This window comes from Nocardia sp. CA-107356 (assembly GCF_050946365.1).
Classification (GTDB): Bacteria; Actinomycetota; Actinomycetes; order Mycobacteriales; family Mycobacteriaceae; genus Nocardia.
This window is the reverse complement of the sequence record NZ_CP191992.1, coordinates 7,596,116-7,610,582: the sequence shown is the minus strand read 5'-3', so window position 1 is coordinate 7,610,582 and position 14,467 is coordinate 7,596,116. Positions and strand designations below refer to the sequence as shown.

Here is a 14,467-nt window from a genome sequence, read left to right as displayed (position 1 = left end):
TCCCGTGGAATCGGGCGGTCGCGATGAGCAAATACCTCGATCCAGATGGCGAACGGTACGGGATTCCTACGTGGCCGTGGCGGATGGCGCCGCAGCATTTGCGGACGTGGCGGCAGTTGGACGCGGAGGACCAGCGGCCGACCGGGGAGTACGAGGCGCAGGTGCGCGGCACGGGCAGGCGCCAGGCGTATCTGTACGACTCGCAGCAGGTGCGGCCGAAGCGGAAACCGTCTGCGGCGCAACTGGAGTCGTTGACGATCGCTCGCTGGGTGCGGTCTGCGGATGCGTGTGAGCGCCACGGTGTCAACGCCGCCGACATGCGTGAGGTGATCGAGCAGGCCCGCGCGGATCTGGCTGCCCGCCGTACCCAGCGGCGGGGCCGGGGGATGGAGCGGTCCCGATGAGCCGTCAACCGGTGACCTGTGCGTGTGGTGGTGTCGGGTACGCGCGCGGCATGTGCCGGCCGTGTTATCAGCGGCACCGTAACCGTCAGATTGCCTACGGCCGATGGGATCCGCAGGAGTTCGTTGCCGCCGACGCCGCGCGGGCACACGTCGAGCGCCTGCAGGGCATGGGGATCAATCTGACCCAGCTGGCTGCGCTTTCCGGTGTCGACCGGTCATCGGTCGACCGGATCACCCGCGACGGCGAGATACGTCTCACGTCGGAGATGGAGGCCGCCATTCTGGCGGTCCAGGTGCCCGAGCGGGCCGCTGATGTTGTGCCGGGCAATGCGTTGGTGCCGATTCATGGTGCGCGGCGCCGGATTCAGGCGTTGGTCGCGTTCGGATATCCGCGCAACCAGCTGGCTCGCGAGCTAGGCATGGTGACCAACAGCGGCGTGATGGAGGGCTTGCTCGGCAAACCCCGCAACGCTGAGTCGTTGGCGCGGACGATCTCGGCTGATCGGGAACGTGCGGTGAAGGCGTTGTTCGACCGGTTGCAGATGACGCCGGGACCGTCAGAGCGGGCGCGGGCCCGCGGCCGGCGCAACGGGTGGGCGCTGCCGTTCGAGTGGGACGAAGCCGCGTTGGACGACCCGCGCGGCAAGCCGGTACGGGCGCGGTGGACCCATGCTTCGGCGACCGCGGAGCGCCGTGAGCAAGTCACCGATCTGACCGAGCGCGGCCTGTCCGCCGAACAGATCGCCCATCGACTCGGTGTCACCTCCCGCACCGTCGTACGCGCCCGCGTCCTTACGAAACCGCAATCGACGCAGCCGGTTTCGGAGATCGAGGTGATGGGGGCGCTCGCGTTGCGGGCACGGGGGCAGATCGAGGCCCAGCGTGCGGGCCGTCCAGGAAGGGAGCGAACCCGATGAACCACAAGGACACGACAGCTGGGCGACCGGATCGGTACGCGGCGTTGGAGTTCGAACACCGCGATCGGATCGTGGCAGGTCTGCGTGACACCGGGATCAGCTATCAGGAGATCGCGCGGAAGTTGGGGATCCGGGCGCGGCAGGTCGAGGAAGTGCTCGGTGAGGTCGCCGCGCTGCGGGCTCGCCAGCTCAGTCAGGCCGAGATCGCGCGCCGGGTCGGGTTGCCGCGAACCACGGTGCAGGATCTGCTGCGCGGTGAGCGGGTTTCCCGGTCGACACCACGGAAAACCACTGTGCTGGCTGCGGTTTCGCATATGCACGGGATGCAGTTGGACGTGTTGGGCTGGTTTCTGGGCATGGAACGCAACCACGTCTACAGCCTGGCCAAGCAACTGTATGCCGAAGGCGCGATCCACGCGTTGGAAGACGTACAGGCCGGAGAGAAGTGGGTTGTTCCGACGAGGGTGACCGCGGCCCGCTATCTGGGGTGGCGTCCGTCGGAGTGGCATCCGCCGTTGGGGCTGGCCGAGCACTACCGGGCCGTCGCACAGGCCCGCGTCATGTTGGTCGGCGCCGACCCGCAGCTGTGGACCTCCGAGCGGGTGCTGCGGCACCGGATCGGCAAGACCGCCGAGGCAACCAACCGCAAGGCCAAGCCCCGCGAGGTGCTGGTTTCGACGGGCCGCACCCCGATCTTGGGACACCCGCACGTGCACGACGGCCGGTTCCTGGGTGTGGTGCAGGGCCGCCACGGCTGGTGGGCGCTGGAGGTCGAGCTGTCCAAGAAAGACCCCGAATACATGGATATCGCGTTGAAAGGCGCGATCCGCGCCGCCCGCGACAGCCGCGACGAGGTGATGGCCGGGGTGCTGTACCTGTGTCGCACCGCAGCGGTGTCCGACAACGTCACCGCCGCCTCACAACGGTTGCCCGACAACGAATTCGGCGACGCGCTGGCGCTGGATCTGGTGATCCGTGACTTCGACCGCGAGTGGGCGAAATTCCTGACCCGCTACGCCGCGATACGCGAAGCCCAGAAGCAGCAGAGCCCGAATCGCCGCCGCCGCACCCTCATTCACCTCACCACTCAGGAAGCAGCATCATGACCAACCAGAACTGCCAGCCGATCCTCACTCCCACCGACTGCGCACCGCTAGGCGCACCGACCACCGCACCTACACCGGATCCGGCGGTGCCGGTCGACCAGGCGCCACTGCCGTCGATCGAGGTACACCCGGTCAAACCGCCGGTCACACAGCTCGACGGTATCGACCTGCCCGACATGGCCGCAGTCGCCCACATCGCGGGCGCCGCGACCCTGTGCGGGGTCGTGGTCGTGGCGATGCTGGTCATGATCGTGGCCGTTGCCTACTACTGGCCGCTGGCGCCGCACCGGCTGCGGAACTTCGCGATCGGATCGCTTCTGCTGCCCGCGACCTCGGCGCTGGCCGGGGGCTCCTGGTCGACACCCGCGGTCCTTTTGTGGTCAGGCGCCTCCCGAGTCGCTGATGGTGATTGGGCCGGGCTGCGGATGATGCTCGCGCTCGGTGTGCCGTTCGCGGCGCTGGTCGGCACGTATGTGTGGGCGAAGTTCGTGCACAAAACCCACACCGTCGGGTTGAAGAGCTTGGGGCGCACCGAACGGGTGAAGGACGCGATGGTCGCCCGCAAGCTGGCCCGCGCCGCCCGCGCGGCGAAACTGGGTGCCCCCTACAGCTGTGGTGAGGGGATCGTGCTGGGTCCGCTCGCGGACCGCACCAGCGCGAAACCGGCCGGGTTGTGGCAGGAGCTGACCGCGAGTCATCACCAGTGGATGGTGTTGCCGCACAAGCAGGCCAAACGTCACTTGGTGCTGACCGGCACGACCGGATCCGGGAAGACCGAGACGATCAAACGCTATTTCGTCGGGATGCTCGACTACGAGTGGCGGGCCTTCCAGCAGTGGAAAGACGTGCCCGGAATGCGGCGCAAGCATCCGCGCCCGCTGCTGGCGGTCGTGTCGTGCAAGGGCGGTGAGGACGACAAGGACCTCGGCATCGAGATCCGCGACTACGCCCTGCGGATGGGCATCGACCCAGCCCGGATCGCGATGGTGATGCCCGGTGCCGACCGCCTCGACATGTTCGACATGCCCGCTCGCGACATGCGCGCGGTCGCGGCCGACCTGCTCAACGCGGGCGAGGCCACCACCAGTGAGGGCCAGCATTTCGACGAGATGCGCCGCCGCATCGTGTCTTTGGTGATCGACGCCCCGGTCGGTCCGCCGCGCTCATCCACAGAGTTCCTGGAGCGGTTGCACGCGGACAAGCTGATCGACATCTGGGGCGGGGCGCCGGATGTGAAACGCATGGTCGCCGCGATGCAGGACGAGAAAGTCCCGCAGATCGACGACGTGCTGATCAAGGCATCGAACCTGTTCGACCTTTTGCGAGATCTCAACGGGCAGTTCGTGTTCGACGGCGGCAAACGGCTCGACGACATCGACGTGCTGTATGTGACGGTACCCGGGCAGGACAAGGACGCCGCTCGCGCTCAGGTCTCGGCGATCCTGCGGATGGTGATGCAGCGCGCCGGACGCACCGCGAAAGAGCAGCGCCGCAGCGTGACCCTGATCATCGACGAGGTCTCGGCGACCACCACCAGCAAGGGATCGATCGGGCTGGTCGATGTGTGCGAACGCGGACGCTCCCAAGGTGTGGCGCTGTTGTTCGCGGCCCAGTCCCAGGAGGGATTGGCCGCGGATGCGTGGTCGCTGAATCGGCTGTTGAAGTCGTGCGCGGGTGGCCTGTTGCTCGGCTACAGCGAAAACGCTGGAGACCTGTGCAAACACCTCGGCTCAGTGCGCGGCATGCTGCCGTCGCGTCATCTGATCAAGGGCCAGCGCCACGGCGACGAGGGGCAAGTCTCGGTCGGGGAAATGTGGCTCGTTGATCCGGACCGGCTGCGTCAGCTCGATACCGGCGAATTCGTCTACGCCCGCGCCCGCCGCGCCCAATGGGGCCGCGTCATCCCCGTCGAGGCCACCGAACTCACCCCGCTGCCAGGCACACCCGCCGCCAAGGACGCTGCGGCCGGCACAGCCGCAGCGACCGGCGACACCGCCGCCGCCTGACCACCTCCCATTTCCCTGATTTCACCGATTCGATTGTGAGGCAACACAAATGCGCATCATCCGCGACAACCAAAACCCCGACGACGACCCGGAAAACAACCGCAAGCCAACTCAGCCGAGCGACCCGAAAGCCCTCGGCGACATCCTGGCCGACGAAGTCGCCGACTTCCTCGCCGCCGTCGCCGAGATAGCCGACAACCCCACACCCCGAAACAACCCCGCCACCGAGCCGGTCAAGCCCACACTCCGATTGGTCACCAGCGACGACACCGCGATCCCGGAAGCGGTCACCGATCCGGCCGCGATCGTGAAAGCCGGGCGAGCGGCACGGCGACGGATGATCCGCGGCGCCGCTGGTGGCTCCTCCGTTGTGGTCGGTCTCGCTGTGCTCGCGGGGTGGGGGCAGCCGTGGCTGGTCACCGGCCCGTTGGCCGCTTACGGGACAGGTTGGTTGGCCTACCTGTGGTGGAACGCCGCCCTGCGCCCTTCTATCCCGCAGGTCCTCGGCTCCGCTGTCACCGGCATCGGGCACGCCGTCGCCGCCGTCTTCACCGCGATCGCCGCACTCGTCCACGGGCTGATCGACCGCGCCGATACCGCCCGCACCCGGCACGAAAACCACCGCACCACCACGACAACCGCCCAGTAACCCACCACAAGGAAGGAAATCCATTGAGCACCAACCGAACCCCCGACGACCCGATCCTGCCGGTCCCGTCCGAACTCTACGAAGACCTCGGCGAAGTTCAGGAGCGCGTCGAGGAGCTGTATCGCGACCTGGCGCGGATCCGACGCAGCTACGAGCAACTGAGCCGGTCACCGGAGTCGCTGCGGGTCGATGACCTCGGAAGCCCAACCACCCCGCTCAGGGCATCCGCGCATGCACAGGAGTGGCTCACCGAAGCGGCATCGAGCCTGCGGCGCACGCACGCCGAGATCGACACAGCTCGCGGCCACGGCAGCCGGTTGGCACTCACCGACGCGGCGTGCGAGCACCGCGACAAACAGCCCGAACGGCAGCGATGCGGCGACCGGTGCCGCACCCGATAACCCGAATCCTCTACCGCTGAAAGGAATACAACAACATGACCGACCGTAGTCCCGAAGACGAGTTGATCGCTGAGGCCCGCAAGTTCGGGTACGCGATGAAGGAAATGCTGCGTTTGCACGCCCAGGCCGGGAACTGGCTGGAGCGTCGCCGCATCCGCAAGCAGATCAACCTGGAATTGCGGCAGCAGCGCCGCAGCGAGCAGGCCGACCGCGAGAACCAGCTGGTGTGGACCCAGCAGATGATCGACCGCTACCGCGCGCATTCGGTCGCGGTCACCGACCGCGGTGGCGATCCGAGTGTGGATCATGAACGCCGCTACCGTGATTCCCAAGCCTTGGCGCGGCATGCGGGGGATCTGCGGGCGCGGATCGTCGCCAACGGGCGGTTGACGAAGGTCGAACAGGGCATCGCGCTTGATGGCTTGGACGCGGCCACGATCTTCCCGCGGTTCGAGCCGGGCCGGTTTTTCACCAATGCGCACAAGGTGCGCGGTGTGGACGCGTTGCGGTACCGCGCCCACGTCGCCCGCACCATCCGCGAATACGCCGCTCCGCAGCACGAACAGCGGCGGCAGGCCCCGACCTATCAGGCCAGGCTGGCGTGGATGAGCGGGACGGGGCAGGACCCGGTCACCGAAACCCGTGGGTTCGACACCGCGCGTGAGGGTTTGGAATGGATGCACCGCGATATCGACCACACGATGTGGGTCGACGGGCAAACCGTGGACGCCAGCCTGCGCGATCCGGCCGGCCGCCAGGTGTATCACCGCCACGGCGCCCCGGAAACGGTGGCCGAACAGCTCGAACAGCCCCTCGGCATCATCCGCGACCCCTATGGTGGGTACCGGCAGAACCCGAGTGCGGGATTCTTCGCCGATGCCGACACTCTCGCTGATCACCAGCGCACCGTCGCCGACGCGCACGCCGAGCAGCTGCATCCGGCCGCCGAGCGTCCGCCCCAGCAGCCGGGGAAACCGTTCGTGGTCAACGTCGGTCCCTCCGATGTGCTGCACCTTGACGACGTCGAGTACGCCAAGGTTCCGCCGCAGGACCGTACGCAGTTGCGCACGTTCGACACTCGTGAGCAGGCATACAACTGGACGTTGCATCAGCTCGACACCTACCGCGACACCAGCAGCCGCGCCGGGGAAGACTTCTCGCTCACCATCCGCGAACAGGGCCGAGTACACGACGCCGAGATCGTCGACGGGCCGCTCGGGATGGTCACCGACGAAGTCCGTGCCCTGCGCGAACAGCACCTCCGTCCCCAACGCGGACAGGCCACCGAGCCGTCGAAAACCCGTCCCGCCGAGCAACAGTCGGCCAAATCGGTGGATCCAGATCGGTTCGCTCAGATCGAACGCCAGTTGAGCGACATCTCCGATGACCGGGACCGGCTGGAGAACCGGGTCGGGATGTTGCAGCGCGGTCTGGACGCGGTCACCGCCGACCGCGACGAGATGAAACGCAAACTCGACGCCGCTGAAGGCCACATCGAGGCGTTGAAGAACCGAAACATCCGTCTCGCCAACGAGATCGGTGAACTGCGCGACCGCCCGACCGTGGATCAGGTCGCCGCCGAACGCGACCGGTACAAGCGCGAACACGACGAAGCCGTGCAGAAACTCGCCCAGGCCACACCCGAACACGAGCGGTATGGCAGCCCGGAACACCGTGCCGCCGAGGAACGTCGCAACGGGCGAGCAGAACAGCGGTCCGGCGGCCCAGACTTCCACGCGTGGCGGGCCTGGAAACAGCAGCAACTCGCCGAGCAAGCCGCCGCGGACGCGCGCAGGCAGGAGATGGCCGAGGCGTACGGGGACTCCCAAGCGTTCGCCGAGCACCTGCGTTCGATCGACCCCGATCAGACCCGGTTCACCACGCTCGGGCAGCGCACGGGTGAGTTCATGCGCTGGTGGGACGAGGACGGCGGCGCCGAGAAATACCAGCGCGAACGCAGCAGCCGCGAGACCACCGACCGGGCAGCGGGCCAACGACTCGACGACACCCAGCCGTGGCGGCCCACCGATGTCGACCCCCACCAGGACATCGAACGAAACGGCCAGCGCCGCAACGGAATCGAAAGGAGCCGCTGAGATGAACCACAACGACAAGAACCCGGTACCCAGCAACGCCGAGATCGATGCGGCGGCACGCGAACTCCGGGCGACGATCGCGATCAAGAGCGCCGAACTCGCCGACCGGCTCCTTGCACGCCCCGCATACGGCACACCGGAGTGGGAGCGGGACTGGGACCAGCGCAATACCCCCGAAGGACAGCGGCAGGAGGCGGACTGGCACCTGACCAAACTCCGCATCGACCGAGCCGCTGATGTCGACCCGCTCGGCAACGCGCTCAACGCCCGCGATTTCGGCGCCACCTGGGAACAGATCGGTGGCGCATACGGAATCACCGCAGCCGATGCCGCCGACCGATGGGACCGCACAGCATCCGCATACATCGAAAGCTACAGCGGCACGTCCACTAGTCCGCGTCGTGAAACCAACACCACCGCAACCGAACCCGAGCAGGCCGAGGATCGGCCGCGCCGCCGGATCGAAAGGAGTCGCTGACATGCAACGCGAACACGAAGAAGCCATGCGCGCCGACTTCACCACCTATGTCGAGCTGGGACGGCAGATGTATCGGCCTTCGACCAGCGAGGCCGAGATCCAGGTCCTCGATATGCAGCAGCAGGTTGTGGCCGACCGGTGGGAGTCCGGTCCGCACGCCGAGCATTGGAACTACCTCGAAGACGCCCGCGAGGACTGGCGACGAGCACCAGACACCATGCGGCGGTTCCTGGAAAACGTCGACCACAACGGCGGAGACGGCCTCACCGATATCCAGCACCGCAGCCACGAACAAGCCCGCGACATCACCGCGCAAGACCGCCCGCGGCCACGGTCGCGGATCGAGCGGGGGCGGTGAAGTCATGAGCAGCGAATTCGAGTTCGAGCCGACGCAGTGGCAGTACTACAACGAGCGCGGCGCGGTACCGATGGAAGACGGTATGCGCGCGGACTTCACTCGCGCATACCAGCTGCGCAAGACCGCCGAATACGCCGAAACCACCACCGACCGGGAGATCTTCCTCGGCCGCGCCGCCGCGATCGCCTACCGCTGGACCAGCACGGGCGTGGAAAGTCATTGGCGACGGCTGCAGAACACGGTCGAGAGCTGGGAGCGCTCACCACAGCGGATGGGCGAACAGTACGACTGGATCGCTGAGGCCGAAGGGGTTTCGCGTGCGGTGATGGCGCCGATCAACTGGCGTCACCAGCAGCAGGCCCGCGAACTCACCGGGCACGGCGCCTGGCTGGGGTCGACCCGCCGCGATCAAGCCCGCCACACCCCGGACACTCCGGTGCCGGTGTTCGGTCGTCGCCGCTCTGGGATCGAACGGAGCCGGTGACATGCACATCGAGCACGAGGAAGCGATGCGGGAGGCGTTCACCGAACTGGATCGCCTTACCCGATTGGCTTTCCGGTCCGACTTCGCGACCCAAGCCGATATCAACCGGCTCTACACCGACGGCGCTGCGATCGATCAGGGCTGGCACTTCGGCCCGCACCAGCAGCAGTGGGAATTCCTGAAACAAGCCCGCTCACAGTGGGAATGCGATCCGGAAGCGATGCGGCAGGCCCTGATCGAGTCGCACCGCGCGCCAGGTGGCCGATTGGACGCGGTGCAGCGCCGCAGCATCGAACAGGGCCGCGTGCTAGCCACAGCCGCGCGGATGCGGTTCGAGCCGCCCGGTCCAGCCCGCGGGCAGTCCGAGCGGGGGCGCTGAAGATGGAACCGCAACCACAGCAAGGTCTTTCGTATCAGGTCGTCACCGACGCGTTGACAAGGACGGTTGGGCCACCACCACATCCGCGTGCCCCTCAGCAGTGGACGAACTACCTGTGCCCGGTACACGAGTCCGACGGCGGGCATCACAACCCGTCGCTGGGGGTGCGGTACGACCCGCAGCAGAGCAAAACGATGGTGCGGTGCTGGGCACGCTGCAACGACGAAGACGTGCTGGACCGAATCGGGTTGCGGGTGCGGGACCTATGGGACCGGCTACCCGAACGCGACCCGAACCGGCGCACCACACCACCGGACCGGCCACAGCGTCCAGTGCAACAGCAGTCGCTCACCCCGGTCGAGCGGGCGATCGCCGCAGCACGGTTCCCGATCCTGAGCAAGCCGGACTTGGGGGTTCAGACCGGGCCACCGGTCAATGTGGACACCTACGTCTACCGGTGGCACACCGGTCAGGTCGAAGGCTGCGTCGTGCGGGTGCACACCCCGCACGAGCACGGACACGCCAAGAGCTTCTTCCAGCGCCATTGGACCGGAACCGAATGGGAGAACACCGGTTTCGCGGCACTGCCGTGGCGGCTCAACGACATCCGGGATGCCCTCGACACCGGCCGCGAGATCTACGTGTGCGAAGGCGAAAAGGACGTTCAGGCCGCGAACCGGGCCGGGCTGATCGCGACCTGCAACGCGATGGGCGCCGGATCCTGGACCGACGAGCACGCGCGCTGGTTGCGCGGAGCGGGGCGGGTGATCGTGGTCGCCGACCGCGACCGCCCTGGATACCGGCACGCCGCCAAGGTCACCGACACCCTGCACGGCCACGTCGGCGAAGTCCGGGTCATGGAGGCCCGCGACGGCAAAGACCTCACCGACCACTTCGCCGCCGGACACCGCATCGAAGAACTCGAACCGGTCCCTTACCTCGATCGACCACAGCAACAGCAGCAGCGGCAGCGGTTTCGACCGGTGAGTCGAACCCGCAGCCGCTGAACAGACCACAACGAAGGAGCTCCCAGTGAACCAGCCGACCCCCGAACACCGCGAAATCCGCGACCGCGCCCAGCAACTCGGACGTGAGGTGTTCAACGCCACCGCCGCGGCGAACAACCCTGACATGGTCTACCCCGACTGGCCCCGAAGACGTGCCGTTGCCCGACCTCGGTCACCGTGTGGTCACCGCCGAGGACGCCTACTACCGCCACCTGACCGAGCATCGCGAGCACCTGGGACGCGACACCGAATTCCGGACCGACTACGAGCTCCTGGACTGGCTCAGCGCCGAGGGCGCCGACCTACGCGACTACCAGACCTGGAGCTGCGACCCGGAAGAGCCACTGCGACGCAGCGACCGCCGCCGCAGCCGCTGAAACACCTTCACCTTCATTCGAATTACATCCCAGGAAGGAACCCCCATCATGACCACCTTTGGACAGCGTTTCCGCCGCGCCGCACGACCGTCTTCGGCGTTCAGCAAGACCAGCAACCCGGGCACCACCGTGTACGGGCGCATCACCGCGATCGTCGAGGAGCCCAAGCTCAAATACGGCGGCGCACCCGACGAAGTCGAACTCGACGACAACGGCCAACCGGTCATGCAGCTGGTGATCACCTTCGATACCAGCAGCGGACCGCGGAATCTGTATGTGTCCTGGCGCATGGAACAAGCCATCGGCCTCGCGCTGGAGAACGCCGGAACCGAGGACTTCGCGGTCGGTGCGCTGCTGTCGGTCACCTACACCGGACCCGACCCCGACTACCCGAAAGCCCGGTTGTTCACCGCCGTCTACAACCCCGCCGCCGGGCAGAGCGGTGCGTGAACCGTGACCGGACACGACTCCGGCGCGGACATGGTGCGCAGCAACGACGCTGCGCACCACCACGCACCAGACAATGCACAACCCGGTGCGCAGGCATCGAGACGGCCGGTGCGGGCGTGGCCAGTGCTGTTGCTGGCGCTGCCCGCGTTCGTGGCGATCTGGTCGGGCTGGGTCGGACTCGGCGAGCTGACTGGCTTCGGTCCGGTGCACCCGCTGCCCGGTATCGCCGACGATTTCGAGATCAATACTGCGATCACGTTGCCGATCGGGATGGAGGCATACGCCTCCTACGCGCTCTCGGTGTGGCTGTCCGGCCGGATCCGTTCGAACCGTACCCGCAGCTACGCGAAATATTCGGCGTTCGGCAGCCTCGCGCTCGGCGCGGTCGGCCAAGTCGCCTACCACCTCATGCAAGCCGCCGGTGTGACCGTGGCGCCGTGGCCGGTCACCGTGCTGGTGGCCTGCCTCCCCGTTGTGGTCCTCGGCATGGGCGCGGCACTTGCGCACATGATTATCCGTGAGCACCATGACGCATCAGGCGTGCGCACCGATCCGGAACTGCGGCATAAGCCCGAAGCGGTACGCACCGTCTCGGTGCGTGAAGTCCACACCGAAACCCGGTCGACAACAAGCGAACTGACCGCCCACCACGGCACCTCAGAGCTGACCAGTGCGCAGCCGATCCAGATCGAAGCCGCTGGGCACCACGAACGCACCGACTCACCGCAGCGCACCGACCGGTGGGCGACGGTAGCCGAAAAGGTTTGCAGCACCGACCCCGCCGGACGGCGTGACCCCAGCACCGTCGCCGCGATCCTGCGGCTGAAGTACGAGGAGGGTTGGTCGCACGCACGGATCGCCGAGTACGTCGAACTCAGCGCCTCATCGGTGACCCGGACACTCGCCGCAGCGCAGGAATACACCAAACCCGGTGTGGCAGGCGATGACTATTGAGAAAGGAATCACACGATGCAGCGTGTGGGACTACGAATACGCGGTGTGGACGTAATGTCAACAAGATTCGGGAGGAGGTGTCATGTCGGACAAGTCGGGCATCGAATGGACTGAGGCGACGTGGAACCCGGTGACGGGCTGCGACCGAGTATCGGCCGGGTGCGACCACTGCTATGCGATGGTCCTGGCGAAACGTCTGAAAGCCATGGGCGCCGACAAGTACCAGCGCGACGGCGATTTACGCACGTCCGGGCCAGGTTTCGGGGTGACCATCCACCCGCAGGCGTTGGATGTGCCGCGGCGGTGGCGCGCACCGCGCGTGGTGTTCGTAAATTCGATGTCGGATCTGTTCCACGCCAAGGTACCGGTCGGGTTCATCCGCGACGTGTTCGACGTGATGCGCGAGACCCCGCAGCACACCTATCAGGTGCTGACGAAGCGGTCGCTGCGGTTGAAGCGCCTTGCCGATGGTTTGGACTGGCCGGCCAATGTGTGGATGGGTGTATCGGTCGAAAACATCGACTACCTCGACCGCATCGATCACCTGCGCGAAGTCCCCGCCGCGGTGCGGTTTCTGTCGTGTGAGCCACTTCTGGGACCACTTGATGGGCTCAAGCTCGACGGCATCGGTTGGGTAATCGCAGGTGGGGAGTCCGGTGTCGGTCATCGGCCGATGGACCCGGCATGGGTTCGCGATATCCGTGATGTCTGCCAAGATGCTGACGTGCCGTTCTTCTTCAAACAGTGGGGTGGCAGGACACCGAAGACGCTGGGCCGTGAGCTGGATGGCCGGTTGTGGGACCAGATGCCGACGAGCTCGGTTCCGGTGGTGGTTTAGCTCGATTCGTGAGCCCGGACGTTGCTGGTGAAACGCAGCGGTCCGGGCTCACTCATTTCGATCGCGCCCTTATCGAGCAGCGCGTTCAGAGCGGGAACGACCTGGCTCTCTTTGAAAACCGTGCGGTAGAGCGCAAATGTGCGCAACTGCATCACCGTGCATCCCGCTGGGCCTTCTGCGCGTAGCGCGTTCAGGAGGAGCCGCTTGAGCGGCTCGACGTTCGGCTCGAAAACGATCTCCAGCGTTTGCTGGCCGGGGTCGCGGGGGTCGCGGTAGCCGACGCCGGAGACATCATCCACTTCCCACATGGCCTCCTTCATCTTTTGGAGCCCTCTGCGATGGTCGGTTCCAAAGACCAGGTACAGGGCTTGACCACGGTTGTCGATGAGCTCGAAGTCCAGGACGAAGCCGAAGCCCGCTTTGCGGATCACGTCCCGGTAGTGTTCGATCACCCATCGAGCTTTCCGGTCAGAAGGTAGCTCGCTCACTTTGCGCCAGGTGGTGCCGCCGAACACCTCATCACCATGTTCGATCGAGTCGACCTCAGCGAACCGGGCAAAATATTGGGGCTGGATAGTGATCAGCACTTCGCTGCTGGGGTTCTTCGCGATCCTGCGAACCAGGTCAAGTGGAACACCGCCGCCCCACGTGTCGAGTACGACCAGCATCGGCCGCCCCCATGCCTTGTACTCGGTCAGCAGTCGTTCGAGCGTAGGAACGCACTGACCTTTGCGGATATCCAGGTCGATACCGTATCTGGCCAGATCGTCGAGGCTGACCGGCTGGGATGCGACCTCGAGCCGTTTCCGCAGGAGGGTCACGCAGCGTTCGTCGTGGTCAACGAACAGCAGCCGCATCTTCTTGTATCGAGTTCGGTTTCGCTCGTCTCCGATGAGCGTCTGGAGCGCTATCACTGGCGACCCTGGTTCGCCTTTGGTGTAGATACCTGGGCCGGAGAAGCCCTCCGCGTAGGTGACGTTGCCGCCCCACCCATTGGTCATGATCGGAAACCACTTACTGAAGTACTGCCGATACACAGCGTGCTTGGCGACCGTGTGAGGCTCGATCGGCCACGGAACCGGATTCGTACTCACCGAGCCTCCCCTCCGGCCACCCCGTCATTCCGCGAAGACAGCCGAGCCTGTCAAACCCCTGCTGCCGCAAGAGTTTACCGGCTTGACTCTGCAGAAGCAGGCGCGTTGAACGCTTGGCTATCGCGAACCCACCCGAACAGCGGGCCGCCAGACAGACTGCAGGCGGGGCCTATTCGTATGCGAGAGACCGATATTCCGCCGGGACAGTGCCGGGACAAAGCCGGGACACCGCCGGGATTTCCAGGTCCCGGCAGAGTCCCGGCACATCTCAGCTCAAACTCCGTTTGAGCTGGGTGTTTGGTGCCGTTTCCTGTCCCTGCCCGGCTGACACTCTCTATGGCTTCGCTGTTCATAGAGAGTGTCAGCCGGGCAGGGACAGGAAACAACACCAAACACAAACAAGGAAAGTCCAGAAGGGAAGGGGGAGAAGAGAAGACCACAAAAGAGAGACCACAAAGGAGGGGTTGGG

17 protein-coding genes are annotated in these 14,467 nt (G+C 66.0%); 16 read left to right on the top strand and 1 reads right to left on the bottom strand.

Annotation, left to right across the window (positions count from 1 at the left end; genetic code table 11):
- Nucleotides 1-23: 23 nt before the first annotated feature.
- From ACQP1G_RS34255 to ACQP1G_RS34180, 16 genes are all read left to right on the top strand, one after another.
- Entirely contained in the window at nucleotides 24-404 is a 381-nt protein-coding gene (locus ACQP1G_RS34255) for a hypothetical protein (RefSeq protein ID WP_433193822.1), read from the top strand.
- On the top strand, nucleotides 401-1,321 hold the full coding sequence (locus ACQP1G_RS34250; RefSeq protein ID WP_433193821.1) for a hypothetical protein: 921 nt from the start codon (nucleotides 401-403) through the stop codon (nucleotides 1,319-1,321). Before ACQP1G_RS34255 ends, ACQP1G_RS34250 begins: the two co-directional genes overlap by 4 nt.
- On the top strand, nucleotides 1,318-2,427 hold the full coding sequence (locus ACQP1G_RS34245) for a hypothetical protein (protein ID WP_433193820.1): 1,110 nt from the start codon (nucleotides 1,318-1,320) through the stop codon (nucleotides 2,425-2,427). Before ACQP1G_RS34250 ends, ACQP1G_RS34245 begins: the two co-directional genes overlap by 4 nt.
- On the top strand, nucleotides 2,424-4,433 hold the full coding sequence (locus ACQP1G_RS34240; RefSeq protein ID WP_433193819.1) for a hypothetical protein: 2,010 nt from the start codon (nucleotides 2,424-2,426) through the stop codon (nucleotides 4,431-4,433). Before ACQP1G_RS34245 ends, ACQP1G_RS34240 begins: the two co-directional genes overlap by 4 nt.
- Before the next feature lie 49 nt (nucleotides 4,434-4,482).
- The gene (locus ACQP1G_RS34235) at nucleotides 4,483-5,082 is read left to right on the top strand and encodes a hypothetical protein (protein ID WP_433193818.1); all 600 of its coding nucleotides are present in this window, start codon (nucleotides 4,483-4,485) and stop codon (nucleotides 5,080-5,082) included.
- Between the two features lie 23 nt (nucleotides 5,083-5,105).
- Nucleotides 5,106-5,483 (top strand): hypothetical protein, encoded by a 378-nt coding sequence (locus ACQP1G_RS34230; RefSeq protein WP_433193817.1) that lies wholly within the window; start codon nucleotides 5,106-5,108, stop codon nucleotides 5,481-5,483.
- Nucleotides 5,484-5,518: 35 nt separating this feature from the next.
- Entirely contained in the window at nucleotides 5,519-7,579 is a 2,061-nt protein-coding gene (locus tag ACQP1G_RS34225) for a hypothetical protein (protein ID WP_433193816.1), read from the top strand.
- Between the two features lies 1 nt (nucleotide 7,580).
- The gene (locus tag ACQP1G_RS34220) at nucleotides 7,581-8,057 is read left to right on the top strand and encodes a hypothetical protein (protein ID WP_433193815.1); all 477 of its coding nucleotides are present in this window, start codon (nucleotides 7,581-7,583) and stop codon (nucleotides 8,055-8,057) included.
- Nucleotide 8,058: 1 nt separating this feature from the next.
- Nucleotides 8,059-8,415, top strand: a complete 357-nt coding sequence (locus ACQP1G_RS34215; protein ID WP_433193814.1) for a hypothetical protein — start codon at nucleotides 8,059-8,061, stop codon at nucleotides 8,413-8,415.
- A 4-nt stretch (nucleotides 8,416-8,419) separates the two neighbouring features.
- Entirely contained in the window at nucleotides 8,420-8,899 is a 480-nt protein-coding gene (locus tag ACQP1G_RS34210; protein WP_433193813.1) for a hypothetical protein, read from the top strand.
- Nucleotide 8,900: 1 nt separating this feature from the next.
- Entirely contained in the window at nucleotides 8,901-9,278 is a 378-nt protein-coding gene (locus ACQP1G_RS34205) for a hypothetical protein (RefSeq protein WP_433193812.1), read from the top strand.
- A gap of 2 nt (nucleotides 9,279-9,280) precedes the next feature.
- Nucleotides 9,281-10,285 carry a toprim domain-containing protein gene (locus ACQP1G_RS34200; RefSeq protein ID WP_433193811.1) on the top strand — a complete coding sequence of 335 codons (1,005 nt, stop codon included), beginning with the start codon at nucleotides 9,281-9,283 and terminating at the stop codon, nucleotides 10,283-10,285.
- Between the two features lie 158 nt (nucleotides 10,286-10,443).
- A complete protein-coding gene (locus ACQP1G_RS34195; protein ID WP_433193810.1) occupies nucleotides 10,444-10,662 on the top strand; it encodes a hypothetical protein in 219 nt (72 codons plus the stop codon).
- A gap of 48 nt (nucleotides 10,663-10,710) precedes the next feature.
- A complete protein-coding gene (locus ACQP1G_RS34190; RefSeq protein WP_433193809.1) occupies nucleotides 10,711-11,112 on the top strand; it encodes a hypothetical protein in 402 nt (133 codons plus the stop codon).
- A gap of 3 nt (nucleotides 11,113-11,115) precedes the next feature.
- On the top strand, nucleotides 11,116-12,066 hold the full coding sequence (locus tag ACQP1G_RS34185) for a hypothetical protein (protein WP_433193808.1): 951 nt from the start codon (nucleotides 11,116-11,118) through the stop codon (nucleotides 12,064-12,066).
- 82 nt (nucleotides 12,067-12,148) lie between these two features.
- Nucleotides 12,149-12,904, top strand: coding sequence for a DUF5131 family protein (locus ACQP1G_RS34180; RefSeq protein WP_433193807.1), 756 nt, complete (start codon nucleotides 12,149-12,151; stop codon nucleotides 12,902-12,904).
- Here ACQP1G_RS34180 and ACQP1G_RS34175 read toward each other — a convergent pair.
- A complete protein-coding gene (locus ACQP1G_RS34175) occupies nucleotides 12,901-13,998 on the bottom strand; it encodes a three-Cys-motif partner protein TcmP (protein ID WP_433193806.1) in 1,098 nt (365 codons plus the stop codon). The genes ACQP1G_RS34180 and ACQP1G_RS34175 overlap by 4 nt on opposite strands.
- Between the last annotated feature and the right edge of the window lie 469 nt (nucleotides 13,999-14,467).